The 25,135-nt window shown below is 72.2% G+C and carries 26 protein-coding genes and 1 tRNA gene; 18 read left to right on the top strand and 9 right to left on the bottom strand.

The features are described from left to right. Positions 1–280: 280 nt before the first annotated feature. Positions 281–2,071: a YhgE/Pip domain-containing protein gene (locus tag CX1_RS07825; RefSeq protein WP_060925498.1), complete on the top strand. Its 1,791-nt coding sequence runs from the start codon at positions 281–283 to the stop codon at positions 2,069–2,071. 293 nt (positions 2,072–2,364) lie between these two features. Here the strand turns inward: CX1_RS07825 and CX1_RS07830 are convergent. Further along, positions 2,365–2,441: transfer RNA gene (locus tag CX1_RS07830), tRNA-Pro, on the bottom strand. Positions 2,442–2,563: 122 nt separating this feature from the next. Continuing rightward, complete coding sequence (locus tag CX1_RS07835; protein ID WP_046650117.1) at positions 2,564–3,451, bottom strand: metallophosphoesterase; 888 nt, start codon at positions 3,449–3,451, stop codon at positions 2,564–2,566. Between the two features lie 164 nt (positions 3,452–3,615). On the opposite strand from CX1_RS07835, the gene CX1_RS07840 reads away from it, so the two are divergent. Then, the gene (locus CX1_RS07840; protein WP_060925499.1) at positions 3,616–4,077 is read left to right on the top strand and encodes a GatB/YqeY domain-containing protein; all 462 of its coding nucleotides are present in this window, start codon (positions 3,616–3,618) and stop codon (positions 4,075–4,077) included. Positions 4,078–4,134: 57 nt separating this feature from the next. On the opposite strand, the gene CX1_RS07845 is transcribed toward CX1_RS07840, so the two are convergent. Next, the gene (locus CX1_RS07845; protein ID WP_432264147.1) at positions 4,135–6,495 is read right to left on the bottom strand and encodes a transglycosylase domain-containing protein; all 2,361 of its coding nucleotides are present in this window, start codon (positions 6,493–6,495) and stop codon (positions 4,135–4,137) included. 523 nt (positions 6,496–7,018) lie between these two features. Here CX1_RS07845 and CX1_RS07850 point away from each other — a divergent pair. Then, positions 7,019–7,402, top strand: a complete 384-nt coding sequence (locus tag CX1_RS07850; RefSeq protein WP_046650119.1) for a WhiB family transcriptional regulator — start codon at positions 7,019–7,021, stop codon at positions 7,400–7,402. A gap of 111 nt (positions 7,403–7,513) precedes the next feature. On the opposite strand, the gene CX1_RS07855 is transcribed toward CX1_RS07850, so the two are convergent. Both CX1_RS07855 and CX1_RS07860 read right to left on the bottom strand, forming a co-directional pair. Continuing rightward, the gene (locus tag CX1_RS07855; RefSeq protein ID WP_046650081.1) at positions 7,514–8,587 is read right to left on the bottom strand and encodes an ArsA family ATPase; all 1,074 of its coding nucleotides are present in this window, start codon (positions 8,585–8,587) and stop codon (positions 7,514–7,516) included. Beyond that, positions 8,580–9,632: an ArsA family ATPase gene (locus CX1_RS07860; protein ID WP_082719230.1), complete on the bottom strand. Its 1,053-nt coding sequence runs from the start codon at positions 9,630–9,632 to the stop codon at positions 8,580–8,582. The genes CX1_RS07855 and CX1_RS07860 overlap by 8 nt, the downstream gene beginning before the upstream one ends. Positions 9,633–9,666: 34 nt before the next feature. Here CX1_RS07860 and sp36 point away from each other — a divergent pair, with 34 nt between their 5' ends. From sp36 to CX1_RS07870, 3 genes are all read left to right on the top strand, one after another. Continuing rightward, positions 9,667–9,834: a Sp36 family protein gene (gene sp36, locus CX1_RS12440; protein WP_102213437.1), complete on the top strand. Its 168-nt coding sequence runs from the start codon at positions 9,667–9,669 to the stop codon at positions 9,832–9,834. Positions 9,835–9,836: 2 nt separating this feature from the next. After that, a complete protein-coding gene (locus CX1_RS07865) occupies positions 9,837–10,328 on the top strand; it encodes a RidA family protein (RefSeq protein WP_046650082.1) in 492 nt (163 codons plus the stop codon). 143 nt (positions 10,329–10,471) lie between these two features. Next, positions 10,472–11,281, top strand: a complete 810-nt coding sequence (locus CX1_RS07870; protein WP_046650120.1) for an MBL fold metallo-hydrolase — start codon at positions 10,472–10,474, stop codon at positions 11,279–11,281. Between the two features lie 125 nt (positions 11,282–11,406). Here the strand turns inward: CX1_RS07870 and glxR are convergent, their stop codons facing one another. Further along, positions 11,407–12,090, bottom strand: coding sequence for a CRP-like cAMP-activated global transcriptional regulator GlxR (glxR, locus tag CX1_RS07875; protein WP_046650121.1), 684 nt, complete (start codon positions 12,088–12,090; stop codon positions 11,407–11,409). 436 nt (positions 12,091–12,526) lie between these two features. Between glxR and nth the strand changes: the two genes are divergently transcribed. The 4 genes from nth to CX1_RS07895 are packed head-to-tail and all read left to right on the top strand — an operon-like array spanning position 12,527 to position 16,000. Then, positions 12,527–13,381: an endonuclease III gene (gene nth / locus CX1_RS07880; protein ID WP_060925502.1), complete on the top strand. Its 855-nt coding sequence runs from the start codon at positions 12,527–12,529 to the stop codon at positions 13,379–13,381. Beyond that, the gene (locus CX1_RS07885; RefSeq protein ID WP_060925503.1) at positions 13,378–14,046 is read left to right on the top strand and encodes a TlpA disulfide reductase family protein; all 669 of its coding nucleotides are present in this window, start codon (positions 13,378–13,380) and stop codon (positions 14,044–14,046) included. Before nth ends, CX1_RS07885 begins: the two co-directional genes overlap by 4 nt. Continuing rightward, on the top strand, positions 14,043–14,798 hold the full coding sequence (locus CX1_RS07890) for an NUDIX hydrolase (protein WP_046650084.1): 756 nt from the start codon (positions 14,043–14,045) through the stop codon (positions 14,796–14,798). Before CX1_RS07885 ends, CX1_RS07890 begins: the two co-directional genes overlap by 4 nt. An 8-nt stretch (positions 14,799–14,806) precedes the next feature. Next, the gene (locus tag CX1_RS07895) at positions 14,807–16,000 is read left to right on the top strand and encodes a MarP family serine protease (protein ID WP_046650122.1); all 1,194 of its coding nucleotides are present in this window, start codon (positions 14,807–14,809) and stop codon (positions 15,998–16,000) included. A gap of 75 nt (positions 16,001–16,075) precedes the next feature. Here CX1_RS07895 and CX1_RS07900 read toward each other — a convergent pair whose 3' ends face one another. Together CX1_RS07900 and CX1_RS07905 are read right to left on the bottom strand one after the other, a co-directional pair. Beyond that, positions 16,076–17,029, bottom strand: coding sequence for an alpha/beta fold hydrolase (locus CX1_RS07900; RefSeq protein WP_052753139.1), 954 nt, complete (start codon positions 17,027–17,029; stop codon positions 16,076–16,078). 56 nt (positions 17,030–17,085) lie between these two features. Then, complete coding sequence (locus CX1_RS07905) at positions 17,086–17,607, bottom strand: phage holin family protein (RefSeq protein ID WP_046650085.1); 522 nt, start codon at positions 17,605–17,607, stop codon at positions 17,086–17,088. A 264-nt stretch (positions 17,608–17,871) separates the two neighbouring features. Here CX1_RS07905 and CX1_RS07910 point away from each other — a divergent pair, with 264 nt between their 5' ends. Beyond that, complete coding sequence (locus tag CX1_RS07910; protein ID WP_060925504.1) at positions 17,872–18,672, top strand: Fic family protein; 801 nt, start codon at positions 17,872–17,874, stop codon at positions 18,670–18,672. 39 nt (positions 18,673–18,711) lie between these two features. Here CX1_RS07910 and CX1_RS07915 read toward each other — a convergent pair whose 3' ends face one another. Beyond that, the gene (locus tag CX1_RS07915; protein WP_046650086.1) at positions 18,712–19,548 is read right to left on the bottom strand and encodes an HAD family hydrolase; all 837 of its coding nucleotides are present in this window, start codon (positions 19,546–19,548) and stop codon (positions 18,712–18,714) included. A gap of 392 nt (positions 19,549–19,940) precedes the next feature. Between CX1_RS07915 and CX1_RS07920 the strand changes: the two genes are divergently transcribed. The 7 genes from CX1_RS07920 to CX1_RS07950 all read left to right on the top strand — a co-directional run bounded on the left by CX1_RS07920 (position 19,941) and on the right by CX1_RS07950 (position 25,111). Further along, positions 19,941–21,149, top strand: coding sequence for a CpaE-like family protein (locus CX1_RS07920; protein WP_060925505.1), 1,209 nt, complete (start codon positions 19,941–19,943; stop codon positions 21,147–21,149). Between the two features lie 5 nt (positions 21,150–21,154). Continuing rightward, positions 21,155–22,321, top strand: coding sequence for a TadA family conjugal transfer-associated ATPase (locus tag CX1_RS07925; RefSeq protein ID WP_060925537.1), 1,167 nt, complete (start codon positions 21,155–21,157; stop codon positions 22,319–22,321). Beyond that, a complete protein-coding gene (locus tag CX1_RS07930) occupies positions 22,318–23,133 on the top strand; it encodes a type II secretion system F family protein (protein WP_060925506.1) in 816 nt (271 codons plus the stop codon). The genes CX1_RS07925 and CX1_RS07930 overlap by 4 nt, the downstream gene beginning before the upstream one ends. Continuing rightward, positions 23,130–23,813 carry a type II secretion system F family protein gene (locus CX1_RS07935; RefSeq protein WP_052753380.1) on the top strand — a complete coding sequence of 228 codons (684 nt, stop codon included), beginning with the start codon at positions 23,130–23,132 and terminating at the stop codon, positions 23,811–23,813. The genes CX1_RS07930 and CX1_RS07935 overlap by 4 nt, the downstream gene beginning before the upstream one ends. Before the next feature lie 397 nt (positions 23,814–24,210). Next, on the top strand, positions 24,211–24,399 hold the full coding sequence (locus tag CX1_RS12925; RefSeq protein WP_120984302.1) for a DUF4244 domain-containing protein: 189 nt from the start codon (positions 24,211–24,213) through the stop codon (positions 24,397–24,399). Beyond that, complete coding sequence (locus CX1_RS07945; protein WP_052753379.1) at positions 24,396–24,740, top strand: TadE family type IV pilus minor pilin; 345 nt, start codon at positions 24,396–24,398, stop codon at positions 24,738–24,740. The genes CX1_RS12925 and CX1_RS07945 overlap by 4 nt, the downstream gene beginning before the upstream one ends. After that, positions 24,737–25,111, top strand: a complete 375-nt coding sequence (locus CX1_RS07950; protein WP_052753378.1) for an Rv3654c family TadE-like protein — start codon at positions 24,737–24,739, stop codon at positions 25,109–25,111. The genes CX1_RS07945 and CX1_RS07950 overlap by 4 nt, the downstream gene beginning before the upstream one ends. Positions 25,112–25,135 lie beyond the last annotated feature (24 nt).

The raw sequence follows: 25,135 nt of genomic DNA on the forward strand, positions 1-25,135 counted from the left end.
TGCGAATGGACGATCCGGGGGCGCGGACGCCTCCCGAATCTGGTATTTGACCGTTTTCCACCCTATCAACCGGCCCGAATCCCCATGACGGGCCGCACTTTCCCGACATCGGCCGATTCATATATCTCTATTGCGTGCTTTGCGACGTCCCGTCGGGTGCCCCCACGGCGTGCCATTCGATGATCGGCGCCGCGCGGAGGGGCGGGCGTCGCAAAGCAGGACCCGCCGACCATCGGCGTAGCGCCCCGAAATCCGTGGTCGGGGCGATACGTTGAAGAGCATGGCTCCCCGGAAGGGCGGCATCCGCCGCACGCTGTTGTCCCTGCTCCTCATCCTGCCGCTGATCGCCGGTGCGGCGTACCTCGGATGGGCGGGCATCGGCCCGTCCGCCGCGTGGACCGCCGACGGTGCGGAGGAGGGGCGCGCCCCCGGACCCGTGCCCGGCATCGATGTGGGGCAGGTGCAGGATGCGCGCCGGGCGATCGGCGAGGCCGGCACGCAGGCCGGGTTCCTCAACGCCGGGATGGGGCAGGCGACCGAGGGCATCGGCGAACTGAAGGACGGCGGCACCGAGCTCGTCGACGGCACCGGGCAGGTCCGCAAGGGCGCGGCCGATTTGGCGACCGGCATGACCGAACTGCAGGCCGGCACCGGGCGCCTGGGTGCGGGGGCGAAGGAGATCGCCGCGGGCGCCGGGACGATCGCCGACAACGTCGGGCTGGTCAACGTGGCCGTCGGGCAGGTCGAGGCGGCGCTCGGGCCGGCGAAGGAGGCGCTGCGCGCGTCCGGCGACCCGAATGCCGGCGACGCCGTCGCCGACCTGGAGGCGCTGGAACGGCAGTTGGCCACCGTCGACTTCGACGCCATCGCCGGGGAGGCGGAGCGGTTCCGGCGCGGTGCCGATGACATGTCGAACCAGCTCAACACCCCGGGCGCGCCGTACCGCGACGGCATCTACAACGCCACCGCCGGAGCCGCCGCGCTGCGGACCGGGACCGAGGAACTCGACGAAGGCGCGAAGAAGCTCGACGGCGGACTGCGCGAGCTCGACGAGGGGGCGGGGCGCCTCGACGACATGGCCCAGACCACCGTGGACAAGATCGGCGACGCCCAGCGTGCGATGCCCGTGCCCACCGGCGACCAGCTTGCGGCGGCCGGGCTGGCAGGAGATGCGGGAGACGGCGGGGAAGGGGCGGCGGCCGGGTCGAATGCGACGCTGGCCCCGACGCTGGCGTTCATGGTCTCCGCGCTGGTGATGCTGGCGGCGTCGGCCCTGTGGCTGATCGACGGGCCCCGGCGTCGTGGCCGGGGAGTGGTCGGCGCGAGTCCCGATTCCGATGCAGATCTTGACGCCGACGCCTCGCGCGGCGGCTGGTGGGGCCGTGTGCTGCCTGGCGGTGCGTTCGCCGGTGCGTTGGCGGGCATCGTCGCCATTGGTGCGTTGGTGCTGTTCATCATGGCCGACGGCATGGACCTGCTGCGTGGCGCGACGAGCGTGATCGTGTTGGCGTTGGCGGCGCTGGCGGCGACGGCGTTGTCGAGGGCGGTGATGGTCGTGTTCGGTCCGGCGTGGGGCCGCGCCGTGATCCTGGCCGGCATGTTGGTGCAGGTAGGCGTCATCGGTTGGGTGTGGCGGACGGCCGCCACGGCCGCGTCCGGCGGCACCGAGTTGGCGACCGCGTGGGGAGTGGCCGCCGCCCTGTTGCCGCTGCACCACCCGACGGCCGCGCTGACGGCGCTGGGCAATGCCGGGTCGACGGTGATGTGGGGGACGTCCGCCGGCGTGCTGCTGGCACTGGTGGTCATTGGGGCGCTGATCGATCGGTTCGGCGGTGGTCGCCGGCGTGCCGCGGCAGCCGCCGCCAAGACATCCACCACATCGCCCGAGCCGGCCACGACCAAGACCACCACCAAGACCACCGCTCCGGCCACCACCGAATCCCCCGCACCCGCCGAGGCCGAGGCCGCCACCCCGGGCGACGACCGTGCGACCAGCGATGATGCCCGGGATGAAGTCGGGGATCCGGCGGACGGGGATGAGGGCGGCGTCGTCAAGCGAAACGAACCCTGACTCCCGCCACCCGACGCGGCCCCACCGGCATTGAGCGGGCCGGGTAGGGGCCGGAGCGTAAGAAAGTCCCCAATTTTGCGCGCCCGAAAACCGCGACCTGGGCTTTTGTGGAGTCGTGGCCCTACTTTGCGACGCCCCACGCCCGCGCCGGCCCCGGCCAACCTGCGCGCCGTGCGATCGAGTTGTGTGCGGTGCCCGCCCGCCCCGCGTCGGCCGACCTGCGACCGCCCCGCCCACGCCCCCGCGCACGAAAAAACCGCCGCCTGCTTTCGCAGGTCGGCGGTTGATTCACATGGTCGGGGTAGCGGGATTTGAACCCACGGCCTCTTCGTCCCGAACGAAGCGCGCTACCAAGCTGCGCCATACCCCGGTAAAGAAAGTCGCATCGTTTCCGGGCCGCGATTTCGGACCAGCGGTGCACGCTGCAACGTCGACAACTCTAGACCGCCCCCGCCGGAAAAGGCAAAACGGCAGCTCTCCGCCGGTATCGCCTCAGCTTTCCCGCGCCACCACCTCGATGAGCGTCGCCGACGGCGGGCAGAACAGCCGCACCGGCGCGTACGGCGACGTCCCCAAACCGTTGGAGACGTGCAGCCACATCCGCTCCGTCCAGCGCGACAGTCCCGACGCCCGCGCGCGGTCGATGCCGCAGTTGGTCACGATGGCCCGCTCGAACGGCAGGCACACCTGGCCGCCGTGGGTGTGGCCGGACAGCACCAGGTCGTAGCCGTCGTCGGCGAAGCGGTCGAGCACCCGCGGCTCGGGCGAGTGCGACAGGCCGATGGCCAGGTCGGCGTCGGCGTTGGGCGCGCCGGTGACGGAGTCGTAGTCGTCGAGGCCGTGGTGGGGGTCGTCGACGCCGGTCACAGCCAGGCGCACGCCCCCGGCGACGAACTCGAGTCGCCGGTGGGTGGCGTCGGACCAGCCGCGCTCGATGAACGCGGCGCGCATGCCCTCCCACGGCAGCTTCTCGGCGGACGGCCGGCGCTTCTTGCCGGTGAGGTAGCGGAACGGGTTGACGGGCTTCGGCCCGAAGTAGTCGTTGGTGCCGAACACGAACACGCCGGGCCGATTGAGCAGCGGCCCCAGCGCGGTGAGCACGGCGGGCACGGCGTAGGCGCCGCCGAGGTTGTCGCCGGTGTTGACCACCAGGTCCGGTTCCAGGGCGTCGAGCCCGGCGACCCAGCGCTGCTTCTTCCGCTGCGACCGCGTCATGTGGAAGTCGGACACGTGCAGGATCCGCAGCGGCCGGTGGCCTGCGGGCAGCGCGGGCACGCGAACGCGCTTGAGCCGGAACGCCTTCAGCTCGATCTGGTTGGCGTAGACGAACGTCGCCGCGCCGGCCAGTCCGAGCCCGCCGACGATTCCTCCCGCGACCAGGGCGGCCCGCTTGACGACGGCCACCGCCCCCGCCGATTCGCCCCGCCCGCCGAAGATGGCGGGGAGGGTGGGGAGGTCGCGCGGGGGACGTCGGAAAGCGTTCTCGGTGTTTCTGGCCACGGATGCCACGCTACCGCCCCGCACGCGCGCGTAGAGTTTTTGCCATGAGCGAACTGAAGGCAACCATCGTTTCCGACATGACCGCCGCCATGAAGGCCCGCGACAAGGCCACGGTCGGCGCATTGCGGATGCTCAAGGCCGCGATCCAGACCGAGGAGGTCTCCGGCACCAAGCACGAGCTGACGGATGCGGAGGTGCTGAAGGTCATCGAGCGGGAGATCAAGAAGCGCCGCGAGTCGGCGGAGATGTACGCCGACAATGGCCGCCAGGAGTTGGCGGACAACGAGCTGGCGGAGGCGGAGGTTTTCGCCCGTTACCAGCCCAAGCAGCTTGACGACGCCGAGCTCGCGGCACTCGTCGATGGCGCCGTCGCCGAGGTGTGCGGGGACGAGCCGGCGTCGATGAAGCAGATGGGGCAGATCATGAAGGCGGCGCAGGCCAAGGCCGCCGGCCGCGTCGACGGCAAGCGACTGTCGGGTGCCGTGAAGGCGCGGCTGCAGGGGTAGGCGCGGGGAGCGGTACTGGGGGTCGGCGCTGCGGGAGCCCGATGAGCCGGCGCCGCGCTACCGGGGCAAGGGGATGCGGCCGAAGCCCGGGATGTTGATCGAATCGGGCAGGTTCGGCGCCCCGCCGCCCGGGGCGGGCCGCGGCGGCGCCTGCGTGGTGCGCGGGGGCGGCGGGCGGCGGGAGCCGTCGGACACTTCCAGCGTCACGGTGCCGCCCTCGAGCAGCAGGCCGGGGACGCGCACGCCGGTGACGGTGCCGCGGGGGCGGCCGGTCTGCGACGCGGTGACGGAGTCGACCTTGTAGCCGGCGTCTTCCAGCGTTTTGCGTGCGTCGGCCTCCTGCATGCCCTCCACCGGCGGCAGCGACGCCTTGGCGGTGCCGGCGCCGTACTCGGGGGCCATCTCCGGCAGCGTCTTGCCGCCGTGGTCCTCGATGATCGGGGACACGGCGCTGAACCACGTGCGCGCCGGCTCGCGGCCGCCGTAGAGGTCGCCGGACCCGCACTGGCGCAGCGGCGACGTGCACAGCTCGGTGACGGTGGGGGAGTCGTTGTAGGCGTAGACCGCGGCGGCCAGGCCGGCGGTGAAGCCGAGGAACGCGGCCGACTGGTTCGACTCGGTGGTGCCGGTCTTCGCCGCGACGGGGCCGTCCCAGCCGTAGGCGCGGGCGGCGTCTTCGGCGGTGCCGTCGACGGTGTCCGCCGACAGGGCCTGCGCCATGGCGTGGGCGACGCCGGCGTCGACGGCCTGCTCGCAGGCGGGGCGGTCGATCTGGACGGGGTTGCCGTCGCGGTCGGTGATCTCCTCGATCGGGTTGGGCTCGCACCAGCGGCCGTCGGACGCCAGGGTCGCTCCGACGTTGGACAGCTCCAGGCCGTCGACCGGCGTGGGGCCCAGGACGAAGGAACCGAGGGTGTTGTCGGAGACGTACTGCGCCACCGACGACTCGCCGTCGAAGCTGCCGGGCACGGTGTAGGAGCGCATGCCCAGGCGCACGGCCATGTCCACGACGCCGTCGACGCCGACCTGCTCGCTCATGGCGACGAAGGGGGTGTTGGGCGACTTGGCCAGCGCCTGGCGCAGCGTCATCGACGGCGGGAAGGTGCCGGTGTTTTCGACGCAGTACAGGCCCGGCGGGCAACCCGCCGCTCCGCCGTCGCCGAGGCCGGACGCCTCGTAGCGGCGGGGGACCGGCAGAGACGTGTCGATGCCCATGCCCTTTTCCACGGCGGCGGTGGCGGCGAAGATCTTGAAGATCGACCCCGCGCCATTGCCCACCGGGGTGAACGGCTGCGGCTGCACGGTCTGCATGGCTTCGGCGTCGAGGCCGTAGACGCGCGACGATGCCATCGCCAGCACGCGGCGGGAATCGGCGCCGGGCTCGACGATGCTCATCACCTCGGCGACGCCGCCGGCGGTGGGCGACGCCTGTTCGCGCAGCCCGCGCTGGGCGTTGTCCTGCACCACCGGGTCGAGGGTGGTCTTCACGGTGTAGCCGCCGCGGGAGAGCTTGGTGCGGTCCAGGCCGTGGGTGGCCAGGTAGTCGATGGCGTAGTCGCAGAAGAAGCCGCGGTCGCCGGCGGCGATGCAGCCCTGCGGCAGGCGGTTCGGCTCGGGCAGGACGCCCAGGTCGGTGGCGATGGCGTCGTTGGCCTGCGCCTGCGTGATCGCCCCGGTGTCGGCCATCGCCCGCAGGACGTCGTTGCGGCGGGCCATCGCGCCGTCGGGGTTGGTGTACGGGTTGAGCCCGGAGGTCTGCTGCACCAGCCCGGCCAGCAGCGCCGACTGGGGGATGTTGAGGTCCTTGGCGCTGACGTCGAAGTACGTGCGCGCCGCGTTTTCGATGCCGAAGGCGCCGTTGCCGAACGGCACGATGTTGAGGTACCCGGTGAGCACCTCTTCCTTGGTCATCTCGTCTTCGAGGTCCTGGGCGATGCGGATTTCGCGCAGTTTGCGGCCGTAGTCGGTGGCGGTGGCGGCGCGGCGCTCGGCCTCGGTCTCCGCCTCGACGAGCAGGGTGTGGTTCTTGATCAGCTGCTGCTCGATGGTCGACGCGCCCTGTTGGACGGACCCGGAGGTCAAGTTGGCCAGCGCGGCGCGCAGCGTGCCCTGCCAGTCGACGCCGGAGTGGTCCCAGAAGCGGCGGTCCTCGATGGAGACGATGGCGTTCTTCATGTCCCGCGAGATCTCCCACTCCTCCACGGAGGTGCGGCGCTGGTCGTACAGCCAGGCCATGGGGTCGCCGTTGGCGTCGGTGATGGTGGTGATCTCGGGGGCTTCGCCGCCGATGACGGAGCGCGAGGACATGGCCAGGTCGTCGGCCGTGCGCGCCGTCAGGTACCCGCCGCCGCCGGCGATGGGGAAGATCGCGGCGGCGACGATGAGCCCGGCGAGCATCACGGCCACGGCGAGCTTCATCAGGTTTCGTCCCACGTTCACGCGGTCAACCCTAGTTGCAGGGGCCTGCCACGGGAATTTCCGCGCCATCGGGTTGCTTTACGACGGTCACCGTCGTCCATGTCCGGCCGTGCCGGTGGGGCGGTGGCCGTCGTAAAGCAACGTGGGCGACGAGGCCCGGCCGGAGGGGGCCGAAAACGTGGGGGAAGTGCCGACATCAGCCGGATTGCCTTCGGCGTTACATCGCGGGGGATGCCCCCTCCACCCCCGTCGGCCGTCCGCCCGAATGGTACGACCTGGAGGAATGTGTCACGATCACCCCCGGGATGTGACCTGCGTGACATTGTCTAAATTGTGTGAATAGACTTACAACAACAAATCAGCACGGAATCGGCTCCGGGAACCCTCCCGAGCTGGTATCGGAACCGCCGGCAGGCAGCACCACGCGCCGGAAGCAACCGCACACCGGGCCCGAAATGCGGGCCGGGGAACGACCCCCCACCGTCCGAATCGGGGGGATAGCCGAAAACCGAAGGAGGCCATGATGACCGCCACCATCTCAGACCGGAACCGCACCGCCCGAGGCGGCGATCTCGTGGAGGAGCGCGACAACGGCGCCGACAGTTTCCGCGACCGCCAGGAATGGGTCACCCGCGCCAAGTGCCGCGACATCGACCCCGACGAGCTCTTCGTCCGCGGCGCCGCCCAGCGCCAGGCCGCCGTGATCTGCCGCCACTGCCCCGTCGTGCTGCAGTGCCGCGCCGACGCCCTGGACAACCGCGTCGAGTTCGGCGTGTGGGGCGGGCTGACCGAGCGCCAGCGCCGCGCGATGCTGCGCGAGCACCCCGAGGTCACCAGCTGGGCCGATTACTACGCCTCGCAGGTCGCGGCGCAGCAGGCCGCGCAGAAGGTGCGGCGCGCGCAGTAGGAGCGGTGCGGCCAACGCAGCGCGCGCCCCGCAGCTCCGGAACCCCGGTGGATCGATGATCCGCCGGGGTTCTTCCGTGCTCGGGGGCGGTGCGCCGTCGAGCCCCGCCGGCTAATCGAGTGCGGGGAGGATGGTGCGGGCCAGCCCGCGGAGGTCGGCGAGGCTGGTCACCCCGCCGCGCGTCGACGGCACATGCGTCAACGGCACCTCGGGGAATCGCCGCAGGAAACGGTTGATCTGCTTCTCCTCCGCGTTGGACAGCTCGACGCGGGATTCGTGGATCAGCCGCAGCGCCGCGCGGGCGGCGGCCAGCGGGTCATCGGAGGCGGCGCCGCCCAAGTCCAGGTCCAGGCCGCGCAGGGCCTCCGGCACCTGATGCGTCCGATTGACCACCACGCCGGTGACGGGCAGGCCCTGGCCGCCCAGGGAGTCGGCGAAGGACCGCGCCTCGCGCAGCGCCTCCGCCGTCGGCGCCGTGACCACGAGGAACTCGCCCGACTCGCCCAGCCGGTCGCGCATCGCCCGTGACCTCACCAGCATGGAATCCGCCACGGGCCGGATGCCGCGGGCGAACGTCGCCGCCTGCGCCAAGGTGTCGCTGCCGACGATCTGCCCCAGCAGCATCACGCCGGTGCCGACCAGCGTCGACGATGACGTCAGCAACCTCATCAGCGGATGCCGCACCAGGCGGCGCACGCGGTCGGCGGAGTCGAGGAAGTCCAGGGCCGACAGCGCCGGCGGGGTGTCCACCACGATCGCGTCCCACTCTCCGGAATCGTGCAACTGCGCCAGCAGGTCCATGGCCAGGTACTCCTGCAGGCCGCCGAAGCTGCGGGCGACGGTCCCGGTCACGCGGTTGTCCACCAGCTCCGGCGCACCGGCCTCCGCCAGCAGCGCCCCGAATCGGGCATTTTGGTCGAGCATCAGGGCATGCAGCCCATCCTGGCCGGCCACCGGCTGCGGGGCGCCGCCGAGCTCGTCGAGCCCCAGCGCCTGCGCCAACCGCTTCGCCGGATCGATGGTCAACACCACCGTGCGCAGCCCGGAGTCCGCCAGCCCCACGGCCAACGCTGCGGCCGACGTGGTTTTGCCCACGCCGCCGGAGCCGACCATCACTATCACCCGCGGCTGATTCACCGCGCGATTCTCCTCTTCGTGCACCGCGCCGCTCTTCTCGTCACTCACCGCGCACCTCCCGATGGTCAAGGTCGGACAGGAGTTCGGAGACGTCGTAAAGCCCCTCGATCCGCACGCCCCCGGGCAGCGCCGGCACGCGCGCGACCGGCCCGGGCCAGCCGGCGGCGAGATCGCCGAAGGAGCGGCGCTGCACCCGCGCGCGGGCGGCGACGTCGTCGAGCTCCGAGGCCAGCGCGGCCGCCACGGGCCCGTCGCCGGCAATCGCCGTGACATCGTCGTGGGACAGGGACAGGGCCGCGTCGCACAGGGCGTCGTCGAGCAGGCGGTTGGCCACCACCGAACCCAACGGCAGGCCGACGGCCCGGAGCTCGTCGAGGGCCTCCATCGACTCGCGCACCGGCAGCGGCTCCGCCAACGTCACCATGTGCACCCGCGTCGACCCCGACCGCAGGAACGCCGCGGTGTCCGCGGCCTGCCGGTGAATGGGGCCCGACGTCGCGATTTCGCCGAGCGCACGCGTGACGTCGAGGAACCGCGCCACCCGCCCCGTCGGCGGCGCATCGACGACCACCGCCGACCACCCGCCGCGGCGCGCCTCGGCGACGATGAAACCGGACAGCAGCACGTCGCGCAGGCCGGGCGCGATGGTGGTGGCGAACTCGGTGACCCCGAACTTCCGGGCCGCCGCGATGGCCAGCGACGACCCCACGTTCGACGACAGGTAGTCCTCCAACACCACTTCGGCGTCCAGCGAACAGGCGTGGACCTCGCCGCCGCCGGCCGCCGTGGCGACCTTCGCCGGGGCGCCCGGGAACTCGCGCAATCCCAGCGTCGCCGCGATGGACGGGCGGCCCTCCACCTCGACCAGCAGCACCCGGCCGCCGCCGGCGGCCAACCGCAGGGCCAGCGCTCCGGCGATCGTCGACTTGCCGGTGCCGCCCTTGCCGGTGATGACGTGCACGGCCGCGGCACCCGGCTCGGCCGAGCCTCCCGCATCAGGGCTCCCCGCGGCGGCGGACGGCGAACCCGGGGACGCCGAAATTCCGTGCCCCGCACCTGGTCCCGCGCTCGCCCGGGCTTTGCCATCGCTCACCCCATCAACGATAGACGGGCGGGCCGGTTACTGTGTGAGCATGAGCACAAACTGGGAGTACGCCACCGTTCCGCTTCTCACGCACGCCACCAAGCAGATCCTCGACACCTGGGGCGAGGACGGTTGGGAACTCGTCACAGTCCTTCCCGGGCCCACCGGCGAACAGCACGTCGCCTACCTCAAGCGCCCCAAGGGGGAGTAGCCATGACCGTTTCCGATCGTCTCCGCGAACTGGGCATCGAATTGCCCGCCGTCGCCGCACCCGTCGCCGCCTACGTGCCGGCGGTGCGAGTCGGCGACCTCGTCTACACCTCCGGCCAGCTGCCCTTCGTCGACGGCGAGCTGCTTCACTCCGGCAAGGTGAAGGACATCTCCGCCGCCGGCCATTCGGATTCCTCCGGTTCGGTGTCGGCCGAGAAGGCCAAGGCCGCCGCCCGCGTCGCCGCGCTCAATGCGTTGGCCGCGGTCGATGATCTGGTGGGCATCGACAACGTCGAGCGCATCATCAAGGTCACCGGTTTCGTGGCGTCGGCGCCCGGCTTCAACGGCCAGCCCGGCGTCATCAATGGTGCGTCGGAGCTGTTCGGCGAGATCTTCGGCGACGCCGGCCAGCATGCCCGTTCGGCCGTCGGCGTCAACGAGCTGCCGCTGAACACGCCGGTCGAGGTCGAGATCATCGTGCAGGTCCGTTCCTAGCACCACTTTTTCGCTTTACGACGCAACCGCCCGGCGCCCGCATGATCCGCCGGGCGGTTTCGTCTGCCGTGGACGGGGCGTTTTCCCCTGATGTGACGTGGTCGGCGGCGAAACCCCCGGCGAGGGCACGTAGGATGGTGGTCATGGAGCATCCCGCGTATAGCCAACTGCGTCCCATCACCGAGTCGGTCGGCGTCGTCCTGTGCCCGAACCCCAGTTACAGCTCGCTGGAGGGCACGAACGCCTACATCATCAAGGCGGAGGGCGACGAGCGCAGCATCGTCGTCGATCCCGGCCCGGAGGACGAGGGCCATCTCAACGTCCTGCACCGTTACGCGGGCGACGTCGCGCTGATTCTGCTGACGCACCGCCACGGCGACCACGCCGATGGCGCGCACCGTTTCCGCCAGCTCACCGGCGCCCCCGTCCGGGCGCTGGACGAGCGGTACTGCTCCGGCAACGAGGAGCCGCTGAAGGACGGCGAGCGCATCGTCCTCGATGGCGTGACCCCGCAGGTGGAGGTCGTGGCGACCCCGGGCCACACCGCCGATTCCGTCTGCTTCTTCGTGCACACCGGCGGCGGCGACGATGACGTCGAGGGCATCATGACCGGCGACACCATCGCCGGCCGCCACACCACCATGATCTCGGAGACCGACGGCGATCTCGGCGAGTACATCAAGACGCTGCAGATGCTCGAGGAACGCGGCGCCGGCGTGCGCCTGCTGCCGGGCCACGGCGAGGATCTGCCGGACATCACGGTGATGACGCGGAAGTACATCGAGCGCCGCGAGCAGCGCCTGGTGCAGGTCAAGGATGCGCTGAACAAGCTGGGCGAGGACGCCACCGTCGGCCAGGTCGTCGACGAGATCTACACCGACGTCGACCCGGTGCTGCGCCACGCCGCCGAGCAGTCGACCCGCGTGACCATGCGGTACCTCCAGGCGCAGTAGCTCCGCCCGTCCCCGCCCGTCCCCGCTCCTTCTTGGCGGGGACGGCGGGCAACGGACAACGCCTCGTCGCAAAGCATGCGGCGGGGCGAAGTGCGTGCCGGGCCCGAATGGCCCGGCCGTGCGATCTAGCGGGCTCGGCGGGCGAGGCGCTCCGTGTCGCAGATGACCACGGACTTGCCCTCGAGGCGGATCCAGCCGCGGTGCGCGAACTCGGCGAGCGCCTTGTTCACGGTCTCGCGGGACGCGCCGACGAGCTGCGCGATCTCTTCCTGCGTGAGGTCGTGGGTGACGCGGAGGTTCGCGCCCTCCTGCGTGCCGAAGCGGTTCGCCAGCTGCAGCAGCGCCTTGGCCACGCGGCCGGGGACGTCGGTGAAGATGAGGTCGGCCAGCGAGTTGTTGGTGCGGCGCAGGCGGCGGGCCAGCATGCGCAGCAGCTGGGCGGAAATGTCCGGGTGATCGTCGATCCAGCGGTGCAGCAGGTCGGAGTTCATCGACGCGGCGGTGACCTCGGTGACGCACACGGCCGCGGAGGTGCGCGGGCCGGGGTCGAAGATGGACAGCTCGCCGAACATGTCGGAGGGGCCCATGATGGTCAGCAGGTTCTCGCGGCCGTCGGAGGAGTGGCGCGCGAGTTTCACCTTGCCGTCGATGATGATGTACAGGCGGTCGCCCGGCTCACCCTCGTTGAAGATGGTGGTTCCCCGGGGGAAGCGCACGGTTTCCAGCTCGTTCAACAGGTTCTGGACCGCTTCCGGGTCGACTCCCTGGAAGACTCCCGCGCGGGAGAGGATCTCCTGTACATCGTCCACGGTCATGTTCTCCTGTCCTGTCGCGTGCCAGAATCGCGGCGTTGATTGTTAAGGTGGGGCGCACCGGTTCGCGGCACGCCGCAGTTCAGCGGCGTCTGGCCGCTCAGTGCTGTGACGAATCCCACTCTAGGTGAATATCCTCTTTGATGGGGAGGGGGCGGAGCGCAAACCGGGGATTTTTCCGCTTTGCGACGGCCCGCGTGCGACATCGGGCGCCGGGGAACCCCCGGTGAGGCCGTTATGGGGGCGATTTCGGGCGAGGGGCGCGGTTGGCGGGGAGGGGTGCGGGTGCGCCCGCCGGATGCCCCCGTAGTGAGGGGAGAGGAGCCGATCGCGGGCGGGGCGGTCGCCCGCCCGACGGTGTAAAGCAGGTGCGGCCCGGATCACGCGTCCCGGATCGCGCGGGGCGATCCGGGCGGGCCGCTAGGATGTGGCCATGTCCGCCGACCCGACGCCAGTGCCGCAGCCGACCCGCCCCGAGGGGTCGCTGACGGGCACGCGGCGTCGCAAGCCGGGGACGCACCCGGCCGCCAAAGGCGCGGAAACGCGCCGCGGCATGGTGCGCCGGGCCCGGCGGGTCAACCGGACCCTGGCGGTGGCGTACCCGGACGCGCATTGCGAGCTGGATTTCCGGGACCCGTACGAGCTGACCGTGGCCACGATCCTGTCGGCGCAGTGCACCGACGTTCGGGTCAACATGGTCACGCCGCGTTTGTTCGCCGCGTTCTCCGATCCGGTGGCGCTGGCCGGCGCGGACGTCGCGGTGGTCGAGGAGATCATCCGGTCGACGGGGTTCTACCGCGCCAAGGCGGCGAACATCATCGGCTTCGCCCAGGGCGTGGTGGAGCGGTTCGACGGCGAGGTGCCGGGGTCGCTGGAGGCGCTGACGTCGCTGCCGGGCGTGGGCCGCAAGACCGCCAACGTGGTGCTGGGCAATGCTTTCGGGGTGCCCGGGCTGACCGTCGACACGCATTTCGGCCGGTTGGTGCGGCGCCTTGGATTCACGGCGGAGGAGGACCCGGTCCGCGTGGAGCGCGAGATGATGGAGATCATCGAGCGCCGCGAGTGGACGTGGTTCTCGCACCGCATCATCTTCCACGGCCGCCGCGTGTGCCATTCGCGGCGTGCGGCGTGCGGAGCCTGTTTCCTGGCGGCGGACTGCCCGTCGTATGGTCTGGCCGGGCCCGCCGAACCGGAGACGGCGGAGAAGCTGATCAAGTCCCCGGACCGCGGCCATCTGCTGGCCATGGCGGGGCTCGGCGACGAACAACGTGAGGACGTGACGGCGTGAACGACGACAACGGACGCGAGCCCGTGGGGCCGGTGTCGGTGCCCAGGGGATCGGCGAGGACGTCGACGATCATCGCGGTTCTGGTGGCCGTCATCGGCACCGTGGCGGTGCTGTGGTTCGCGGTGTCCCAGACCATGGGCGGCGGTGCCGATGCGACGGCCGAGGGCGACGAGCCCTTGATGGAGGACGTCGTGGCCGAGCGCCCCGAATGCCCCGAGGCCGCGCCGGGCGTCACCGGTGCCGGTCCGCTGGCCGGGGTGTCGCTGCCGTGCCTGGGAGCCGGGCAGCAGGGCGAGATCGATCTCGGCGCCGCGCTGGCGGGCAAGCCCGCCGTGGTCAACGTGTGGGCGTGGAACTGCGCGCCGTGCCGCGAGGAGCTGCCGGTGCTGGAGGAGTGGGCGGCGGCCAACCCCGACGTCCGCGTCGTCGGCGTTCAGGCCGCCACCAGCGAGTCCCGGGGCTCGGCGCTGCTGGAGGACCTCGGCGTGGAGACGTTCGTGTCCTACCAGGACGGTTTCGACGCCGTCGGTCCCGTGCTGGAGCTGCCGCGGGTCGTGCCCATCACCGTGGTGCTGCGCGCCGACGGTTCGGTGGCCGAGGTGCTGCCGCGGGCATTCGATTCCGTCGACGACCTCGACGCCGCCGTCCGCGGGGCGCTCGCGTGAGGGCGGACGCCGCCGGCAGCGGCATCCAACCGGTGCGCCACCGCCTCGAGGTCGCCCCGCCGTGGCTGGCGCCGGTGCTCGGAGACGGGGAGGACCCGGGATTGACGGCCCTTCGGCGCGCGGCGTCGACCGTCGACGAGCCGCTCGAAAACCCCGATGAATCGGCCGTCCTGGTGCTCCTCGGCGGCGACCCCGCGGCGCCGGAACGCCCCGACGATGCGCTGGTGGTGCTCACGCACCGGGCTCCGACCCTGCGCAGGCACGCCGGGCAGATGTCCTTCCCCGGCGGGCGCCGCGACCCCGGCGACCGCGACGCCGTGCACACCGCGCTGCGCGAAGCGGAGGAGGAAACCGGGCTGCGGCCCGACGCCGTCACGCCGCTGAAGGTCCTCGACCCCATCGACATCAGCCGCACCGGCTTCGCCGTGCACCCCGTGCTGGCGTACTGGCACGAACCCCATGACCTGCGCGCCATGGACCCCAACGAAACCGCCGAAGTGCTGCCCGTGCGCATCAGCGACCTGGTCGACCCCGCCAACCGGATCCGCGTCGGCTGGGAATCGTGGAACGGGCCGGCGTTCCGCGTCGGCGACTTCGTCGTGTGGGGGTTCACCGGCGGCGTCCTCGATCACCTGCTGGAAGGCGCCGGCTGGGCGGAGCCGTGGGATGATGGCACGGTGCTGGACTTGCGCGAGACGCTCGCGAAGTCCGCGAACCGGGAAACCTTCGGCATGGACGGGACCAGACGATGATGGCGGCGATGAGCGGCGGAATCGTGCTCGACGTGCTGCTGATGCTCGCCGTCCTCGGCGCGATGGCCCTGGGCTGGCGGCAGGGGGCCGTCGCGGCGCTGCTGTCGATCATCGGCGTCGTCGCCGGCGGCATCGTCGGCCTGGAGCTCGCGCCCATCGCCATGGACCTGGTGGAGGGACGCGCGGCCCGGCTGATCGTCGGCGTCGGCGTGCTCATCGGGCTGGTCATCGTCGGCCACATGGTCGGCGCGGTGGCCGGGCAGTCGCTGCGCAACCGCATGCGCTCGCCCATGGCCGTGGGCCTCGACTCCGGATTCGGCGCCGTGGTGCAGGGCGTGGCCACGCTGCTGGTGGCCTGGATGGTGGCGTTGCCGCTGGCCACCGTGATGCCAGGGCAGGTCGGCGACTCCGTGCGCGAATCGACCGTCCTTGCCACCGTCGACGGCGTCGCGCCCGAGTCCTGGGCGGGGCTGCCGTCGTCGATCGTGCGCCGCATCGACGATTCCGGCGTGCCCGCCGTCATCGCGCCCTTCGACCAGCGGCCCGTCCACGACGACACCCCCGCTGACCCGGCGGTCATCGACCAGGCCGTGGTGGACCGCATCCGGCCGTCCATCGTCCGCGTGCTCGGCGAGGCGCCGCAGTGCCGCCGCCTGCTGCAGGGCACCGGTTTCGTGGTGGCGCCGGATCTGGTGGTCACCAACGCCCACGTCGTCGCCGGAGTGGAGACCGTGCGCCTGGAAACCGTCGCCGGCATGGCCGATGCCCGCGTGGTGTACTTCGATCCGCTCGACGACATCGCAATCCTCCGCGCCTGGGACCTGCCGCTGGATCCGCTGCCGTGGGCGCCGGAGGAGGGCGCGCCGGGCGACGGCGCGGTGGTGCTCGGCTTCCCCGAGTCCGGCCCGTTCACGGCGACCGCCGCGCGCATCGAGGAAAAGCTGCTGATCCGCGGCCCCGACATCTACGCCGCCAGCCGCCACGACCGCGAGGCCTACGTGCTGCGGTCCGACGTCCGGCACGGCAACTCCGGCGGCCCGCTGATCACCCCGCAGGGTGAGGCGCTGGGCGTGGTCTTCGGCGCGGGCGTCAACGACGACCAGACCGGTTACGCGTTGACCGCCGCGGAAGCCCGGGCCCACATCGACGCCGCCGGGGGCCTCATCGAGGCCGCCGACACCCGGGAGTGCGTGGCCCAGTAGATCCTGGGCACGCCGCGGCCCGGAGATGCCGCGGACCGGGCGGAGTGAGATCGGGTTGCGCCCGATCGGGCAAGGTCAGATCAGGTCCGGGTGCTCCCGGCGCACGGCCGCGACGATCACCTCGGCGACTTCGTCGGGGGCCTCCAACGGCGGGTGATGGCCCACGCCGGGCAGCATCACCGTCTCGAGGGCATGGGACTCCGCCAGCGACCGCCGCGAGACGAGCGGATCGCCGGCGCCGACGACGATCCACGTCGGCGGCATGGCCGCCCCCGACAACGAGGACATCCAGCGGTGCCACGACGGGCCGGTCGGGGAGGCGAGCCATTCCAGGTGCCGCAGGGCGGGGGACAGCGCACCGGCCCGCAGCGACGCGTCCATCAGCCGGGCCGATTCCCGGCCCTCCGGGGTCTCGGCGAAACCCGGCCCCGACAGCTTCATCGAATCGGCGACGATGCCCCGGGCCGAACGGCCCCCGCGGCCGAGCCTGCCGAACATGGTCGCGTGCTTGCCGAAGGACCATGACGCCCTGAGCGGCTTGGAGAAGGGACGGCGCAGCGCTTCCCGTCGCCAAGCAACCGGATGCGGCATGCCGCAGGCCACCACGCCCGACACCAGCCGGGGCGCGCGGGCGGCCAGCGTCCACGCCACCAACGAGCCGTAACCCTGGCCCACCACGATCGCGCTGGAGTGGCCCAGCGCGCGGATGAGCCCCGCCGCATCATCGGCGGCGGCGTCGGGCCGGTAACCCGACGGCGTCCGATCCGACGTGCCGTACCCGCGAAGCGACACCGCCACGGCATGGACGGGCAGGTCCGTCAGCAACGGCAGCACCCGCCGCCAATCGAACCAGCCGCCCGTGGCGGAATGCAGGAAAAGAACCAGCGGAAACGACGAAGCCCCGCACTCGGCGACGTGGAGCCGCTGGCCGCGGACGTGGACCATGCGATGGGTCCACGGTCCGTCCAGCAGCACGTCGTCGGGGTGCGGGGCGGGGGCGTCGGCGCCGCCGGGAAGTTCGGTGTTCACCGCGTCATTCCTCGCGTCGAAGCCGGTGACCGGAAGGCGCTCGCGCGCCGGCCGGTCTAGGTGTACAGGCCGTCGGCGGTGGCGTGCGACGGGTTGCGCGAGGCGTTGCCGCTGGACGGGATGACCGTCTTGAGCTCCTGCACGGACTGGATGGTCTTCTCCGGCTTGCCGACCTTCTTGACCTTCTGCAGGCCGAGGAACGCCGCGACGCCCGCGATGACCAGCATGAGCACGAACACGATGAGGAACGCCGCCCAACGCGGCAGCCACTCGGCGATGAGCTCGGCGAGGAAGAAGAACAGGAAGAACGAGGAGTACAGGGCCACGACGCCGGCCACGGCGAAGAACCCGGCGCCGACGCCGGCCTTCTTGGCCTCGCCCGCGAGCTCGGCCTTGGCCAGCTCGACCTCGGCGCGGACCAGCGACGAAACCTGCGCGGACGCGGACTGCACCAGGGTGCCGATGCTGGCCTCGCCCGGGGCGTGGGTGTCCACGTCGCTCAGCGGCACGGCCGTCACGCGCGGCGACACGGACTCGCTGCCGTCCGTGAAAAGGCCCTTCTTGTTGTCGCTGTTCACGTGCGTCCTCCTGCGTAAATCGGTGCTGTACTCGGTGCGGTCGATTGCTTGTCGATGCTGCCGGAGCCTTCGCGGGGCGGCCCGTGGGACGCCCGCTGGGGATCCGAGACGCCATTGGCAACGGCGCAACTCTCCCGGCAATAGTACCCATTGTGCCCGCCTGCGCGCGGTTGGTCCGCATTTTCACCGCGATTCACCCCGCGGTCCGCCGGCAATTCCCGGCCTTTGGCCCGGGGGCCGGGGCGCCGCCCCTAATCTGGGGACATGACCGACGGAACCACCCGACCCGATCCCCTCGCCCCGCTGATGGACCTGGAGGGCGTCGCCGAGGCCGCCGAACGCGCCGCCGAAGCCATCTCGGCGGTGCACCGCCACCGTGCCAACCTGCGCAAGTGGACCGTCACCGGCGCCGAATCGGTGCTGCGCGGCGCCCGCGCCTCCGCGTGGCTGGAGGGCGGCGAGCCGGCCCTGCCCGCCGACGGCGACGTCACCGACCCGACGCTGGCCGCTGCACTGCGCGCCGCCGACCCCATCGCCCCGGAGGCCATCGACGAAACGGTCCGCGTGTGGCGCCGCGCCCCGATCCAGGTGCTGGCCCGCCTGGCGCTCATCGCGTCGCCCACCGGCCCCGAGCTCGCCGACGCCCCCACCGACGCCCGTTCCTCCGAAGCCGGCCGCCCCGTCGGCGATGACAAATTGTCGGCGGCGATGAAGGAGCAGCGCCTGCACCTGCTGGGCGACCTGGTCTCGGGCGGCACGTCGGTCCCGGACCCCGTGTTGTCGGCCGTCGTCCACGGCGAGCTGCTGACCATGCGCCCCTTCGCCGCCAACAACGGCATCGTGGCCCGTGCGGCGTCGCGCTTGACGACGATCGCCGGCGGTTCCGACCCCCGGGGATTGGCGGTGCCGGAGGTGCACTGGACCCGCCACCGCGACGAATACCGTGCCGCCGCGGAGGCCTTCGCCTCCGGCGGCCCGGAGGGCGTGCGCCGCTGGATCCTGCTGCACCTGGCCGGGCTCGAGGCCGGTGCCGTCGAGGCGCGCGGCATCGCCGAATCGGTGTAGGCCCGCGCCACACGGCGGCGCGGCGAAGTGGGTTGGCGGTTATGCGCCGTCCCCGCCGCGTCGTGAAGCAATGATGCCCGCCACCAGCGCGGCCGCACCCACCGCCGCCGCGGCGATGCCCGTCACGCGCGGGCCCGTGCGGCGGAACAGGGGCTCGGGGTTGCGGAAGATGCGGATCGGCCAGTCGCGCTCCTCCGCGATCTTGCGCAGCGGCTTGTCCGGGTTGACCGCCACCGGGTGGCCGACGACGGAGAGCATCGGCTCATCCGTGCCCGAATCCGAATAGGCGTAGCAGCGCGACAGGTCGTAGCCGCGGTCGGCGGCGATGCGGCGCAACTCCGCGGCCTTGTTGCCGCCGCGGCAGAAGAAGGGCACCTCGCCGGTGTAAACGCCGTCGACGACCTCCAGGCGCGTGGCCACGCACTCGCGCACGCCCAGGGCCGCGGCGATCGGCTCGACCAGCTCCGCGGCGGAGGCCGACACGATGAACACGTCGTGGCCCAGCGCCCGGTGATGCCGGATCAGCTCGATGGCCTCCTTGTACACGTACGGCGAAATCACCTGGTGCAGGGACTCTTCGGCGATGCGGCGCACGTGGTCGGCGCGCCAGCCGGTGACCATCGCCGAGAGCTGGTCGCGGGCGGCCTCCATCTGGTCGTGGTCGTGGCCGCCGGAGATGTACATGGCCTGGCCCAGCGCCATCTGCATCATCCCCGACGGCGTGAGCAGGCCCGATTCCATGAACTGCCGCCCGAACGCGTAGGCCGAGCTGCGGGCGATGATGGTCTTGTCCAGGTCGAAGAACGCGGCCACGGTCGACGTCGCGCGCGGCGGCGTCGGAAGGCGCTGATCTTCTGCGGTCACGGTGCCGAGCATAGCGACGTGACGGATTCACCGGGAGCGTCCGCCGTGCGCGGTGACGCTCCGCTGCAGGTGCGGGCGGTGATCCGGGGCGATTTCGAGAGCGGCGAAAGCTTTTCCCGTTCAGGTTGGCAGCCCTCTGGTGTTGTGTCATACTTGTCCTGGCTGGCCCCGACATACAGTGCGGCCGCCCCCGGCTCACCCCCCCCCGAAGCCGGGTCAGACGCCCCGCGCCAATCCCCCCCCCGGCGCGGGGCGTCGCTATTTCCACGCGTGCCGCGCGGCCGAATGGGCGCGGAGCCATGCGAAGTGAATGTTTTCCACAGGGGCGGATCCATCCACATTCCGGGGCTTTGCGACGGCCGTCCGCCGCGTGGATTTCCGGCCGCGTCGGCATGGTTCGGGGCATGGACGAGCAGACGACCGGGCCCGCCGGCCCGGAAGACGTGATCATCGCCGTCGAGGACCCCGAGCTGGAGCAGGAGGCCGCGACCATCATCGCGGCGACGGGACGGCGCGCGGTGCGGGTGGATGACCCGGATCCGAGCGGTGCCGCGTGGCGCAGGTGCGCGGCGATCCTGATCGACGCGGGGCAGGCCAAGGGGTTGCTGGAGCGTGCGGAGCGCGCCGGGGTCCGGGACGGCGCGGGGAGCGGCGCTGGGGGAGGCCTGCGCGGCGTTCTGCACGGTGATGCCGCCCGATTGGGCCGGGATGGCCTGTACCTGCTGCATTCCGACGATTCCGACCCTCCCGCGCGCCTGGCCGCCGAGCTGGGGTGCGGCGATCCCGTGCCGTTGCCGTCCTGCGGGGCGGAGCTGGTGGGGTGGATCGGGCGACCCGGAATGGTGCGCGCCGGGCGGGTCATCGCCTGCACCCCTGCGGTCGGCGGGGCGGGCGCGTCGACGTGTGCGGCCGTGATCGCGCTGGCCGCGGCCCGGGACGGTGATGCGCTGCTCGTCGACGCCGACGAATGGTCCGGCGGTGCGGACCTGCTGCTCGGGGCGGAAGCCGAAGCCGGCGTGCGATGGCTCGACGTGCGCGCCGATGCCGGGGCCCTGGACGCGGAGGCCCTCTTCGCGGCCGTGCCGACGGCCCGCATGCGCGGCGGGACCGGGCAGTTCGGCGGGGCCCCGGGAATGCCGGGGCCGGGGATTCTCACGGGGCCGCGGTCGCGCGCCGACGACGGGTGGTCGATATCTGCTCCGACGGTGGCGGCGGTCATCGACGCCGTCGTCGGCGCCGGCGGCACCGCCGTGGTCGACGTGCCCGCTGCCGGACCGATCGCGGAGGTCGTCGCACCCCGCGCCGACGCGCTGGCCATCGTCGTCCCCGCCACCGTCCGGGGCCTGGCCGCCGCGGCGCGCCGGGCATCGGCGCTGCGGCGCATGGGCGGGGACCCGGTGGCCGTGGTCAGGTGGCCCGCCCCGGGCGGGGTGACGGTCGACGACGTTTGCTTTGCGACGGGGCTCGACGTGGTCGCCGAATTGCCTCACATCCGGGGTTTGCCCAGGGAGATCGAGGTCGATGGACTCGGGCGGAGCGTCGGAAAGCTGCTCGGTTCGGTGGCACCGCTGCTGGACCTCGCAGACGGGCGCGGCCGCGGGGAGCGGTGGTGACGGTGATGGCCGGGACCATCGACGCGGGACTGCTCGACCGGGTGCGCAGGCGATTGGTGGAATCGGCGGCGGGCACCGGGGCGGAGGACATAGCGCGGGCGGTGCGGGAGGAAACCGGTGGCGTCGTCGGTGATGCGGAACTGCTGGCACTGCTGCGGACGTTGCGCGGTGAACTGGTCGGCGCGGGGCCGCTGGACCGGTTGCTGCGTCTGCCCGGCGTGACGGATGTGCTGGTCACCGCGCCGGATGCGGTGTGGATCGACCGCGGTGGCGGGCCCGAGCGCGTCGACGTGGGATTCCGCGACGATGCGGAGGTCCGGCGGTTGGCGGTGCGGTTGGCGTCGGCATGCGGGCGGCGCCTGGATGACGCGCAGCCCTTCGTCGACGGCCATCTGCCGGGCGGGGCCGGTGATGCGGGCGTGCGCGTCCACGCGATGCTGTCGCCGCCGGCGGACGGCAACACGCTGATCAGCTTGCGCGTGCTGCGGCGCGCGGCGATGGGGCTCGACGACCTGGTGGCTTCGGGGTCGGTGGCCGGGGTCGCGGCGGATCTGGTGCGGCGGGTGATCGCGTCACGACGAGCCTTCGTGGTCGTCGGGGGAACCGGCACGGGAAAGACGACGTTGCTGTCGGCGCTGCTCGCCGAGGTGCCCGCACGCGAGCGGATCCTGTGCGTGGAGGACACCCCGGAGCTGCACCCCGATCATCCGCATGTGGTGAAGCTGGTGGCCCGACCGCCGAACATCGAGGGTGCCGGCGAGATCACCCAAAGGGACCTGCTGCGGCAGGCGCTGCGCATGCGGCCCGACCGGATCGTGGTCGGGGAGATCCGCGGCGGCGAGGTCGTCGATCTGCTGGCGGCGCTCAACACCGGCCACGACGGCGGGGCGGGCACCGTGCACGCGAACACCGCGGCCGACGTGCCGGCGCGCTTCGAGGCGTTGGGCGCGCTGGGCGGTCTGGGGCGCACTGCGCTGCACGCACAGCTGGCGCCTGCGCTGCGGATAGTCCTGGCCGTCGAGCGTGCGGCGGGGCGGCGCCGATTGGCCCAGGTCGGGGTGCTCGACGGCAACCCCGTGACGGTGCGCACCGCGTGGCACCACCGGGACGGCGAAGGAGCGGCGATGGGGACGTTCCGGCGGCTCACGTCGGACTCGGAGGTGGCCCGATGATGGGCACGTCGGCGCTCGCGCCGCTGTTGTTCGCGGCGGCGTTGTGGGGGTGGCCGTCGCCCGACGCCCGTGACCGGCTTCCCGAATTTGATCCCGGAGCCGGCGAACCGGACCGCGGCGGCGTCGTGAAGCTGCCCGGATGGGCATGGTTCGTCGCCGCGGCGCCACTGCTGTTGGCGGGACCGCACGTGGCGTTGGCGGCGGTGATTGTCGCGCGCACCGCGATGTCGCTGGTGTCGCAGGCCCGGCGGCGCGCGGGAGCCGAGGAAGGGACGGCGTCCGCCGCGCGGGCCGCCGACGTGCTCGCCGCCGACCTGCGGGCCGGGGCCACGCCGGTGTCGGCGTTGACCGCGGCGGCGGATGAAGCCGGCGAGCCGCTGGGCGGGGCGCTGGGGGAGGCGGCGTCGCGCGCCCGGCTGGGAGGGGCGGTGGCGGGGTCGCTGGACCGGGCCGTCGGCGGTGGGCCGGCCATGGTCGAGCTGCGCAGGCTCGCCGATGCGTGGCGGGTCGCGGAAGTCCACGGGCTGCGGTTGGCCGACGTCATCGACCACGGGCGAGGGGACATCGCCGCGCGCCGGGCTCACCGGTCGCGGACGGCGGCGGCGTTGGCGGGCCCGCGGGTGACCATGTTCATCCTCATGGCGTTGCCGATGTTCGGCGTGGTCATGGGGCAGCTGCTTGGCGCGCGGCCGCTGCAATTCCTGTTCGGGGGCGGTGTGGGCGGGGTCGTTCTCGTCGTCGGGGTGGGGCTGACCTGTGCGGGAGTGCTGTGGGGGACGCGGATTCTGGCCACGGCGGAGGGGGCCTCATGACGTGGGCGCTGCTGCTCCTGGCCCTTGCGGCGCTGATCCCGGTCCGGGCCCGCTCGATGGATCGGTGGCCGGGCATCGACGGTGAGCGCGAAGCGATGGCCGGCGGCGGCGAAGACGAGGGGCCGCCCGCTGACTCCGTAGACGGGGGAACACGCGGCGCAGTGCTCGATCGCCTGCCACCGGCGCTGCGTCGGGTGGCCGGACCGCGGACGAGGGCCCCGAATCCGATGGAGCTGCTCGATGCGGCCGCGGCCCTGGATCTGCTGGCCGCCTGCATGAACTCCGGCATGCCTCCCGGAGATGCCGCGGCGGCGACGGCGTCGGCGGTCCCCGCCCGGTTGGCGCGCCCGTTGTCCGATGTCGCGGGCCGATTGTCGCTGGGGGCGTCCGCCCCGTGGTCGGCGCTGGCCGCCGTCCCGGAACTGGCGGACCTCGTGGCGTTGGCCCGCCGCTCCGGGGATTCGGGGGCCGCGATGGCCGCCGGCGTGGCGGAGTTGGCGGTGGCACGGAGGGCGGCCGCCGGCGATGCGGCGGAGGCGACCGCCGAACGTGCGGGCGTGCTCATCGCCGGTCCGCTGGCGCTGTGTTTCCTGCCCGCCTTCGTGGTGCTGGGCCTGATCCCCACCATCGCGGGGCTGGCGGGCACGATGCTCGGCTCATTGACGGTCGGCCCGGCATGAGCACGCGAATCGGGCATGCCGGGGGAGCCGGGCGGATCAGGGGGCCGCCGGCGTCGTCAAGCACATCGACGTCAAATACATCGACGTCACCTGCGGGAACAGCCGGAAAATCACCGGTCCCGTTCATCGGGCACTGTCACCCGACACTGCCACGCAACTTGTTCACCCGCTTCTTTTCATCCATCACTTTTCAGGAGGAACCATGACCACCATCGACCCCGACATCTGGACCGGCAACCCCGCTGACATCGACTCCGACATCGAGATTGAGACCAGCACCGACACCGGCACGACTGTCACCGCCGGCACCGGCATCCTCACCGGCGCCGGAATCGAAACCGGCACCGCCACCTCCGGCACCGCGGTCCCGCGGGCGGCCGCGAACCCGGTCGCCCGACTGTTCCGCACGCTGCGCGAGCGTGCGCTGGGCGTCGCCGCCGACGACCACGGGATGAGCACGGTCGAATACGCCTTGGGCACCGTGGCCGCGGCGGCGTTCGGCGCGTTGCTGTACACCGTGGTCACGGGCGGCCAGATCACCGACGCCCTGACCGACATCATCGAGCGGGCGCTGAACACCCAATGATCCGCAGGGTGCGTCGCCTGTTCGCCGGCGATTCGGGGCAGGCGACGGTGGAGACGGCGTTTGCGCTGTCCACGCTCATCGCCGTGCTGATGGTCGCCCTCGGCGCGATCGCGGTGGTGGCGACGCATCTGGCGGTCACCGACGCCGCCGGCCACATCGCCCGCGCCGAGGCCCGGGGCGACGTGGAAGCGGCGGCTTCGGCGCGCAGTGCGGTCGGCGGTGCGCAGGTGTCGGTGGCGCAGCGCGCGGGCATGGTCGAGGTGACAGTGGCCAAACGCCTCGCGCTTTACGACGTCACCGGCCGCGCCGCCGCCCTGATCGAAGACCCGGCCGGCCAGTGAATCCGGGGCCAGGACCGGAGCCGGGATCGAGGCTGCTCCGCGACGACCGCGGTTCGACGACGGTGACCGGCGCATTCATCACCGCGTTGGTGCTGGCGCTGGCGTTGGCGGCGATCCACGCCGGAGCCGGTCTGGTGGAACAGCGTCGGGCGGGGATCGCGGCGGACCTGGCGGCGGTGGCCGGGGCCGTCGACGCGCAACGAGGGGGAGGGGGCTGCGACGCCGCCGGTCAGATCGCGGTGGCCAACGGCTCGGAACTGGCCGGGTGCGCCCGTGATGGCGAGGACGTGCAGGTCACCGTCCAGCGTGGCGAGAGAACCGCGGTCGCCCGGGCCGGTCCCGTCGGGGAAGGGGGTGGAGCGATGCAGTGACGCGGTGCCGGGAAGCGGTGAAGG

Origin of the sequence: Corynebacterium xerosis NBRC 16721 = ATCC 373 (assembly GCF_001552415.1) — a bacterium.
Lineage (GTDB): Bacteria > Actinomycetota > Actinomycetes > Mycobacteriales > Mycobacteriaceae > Corynebacterium > Corynebacterium xerosis.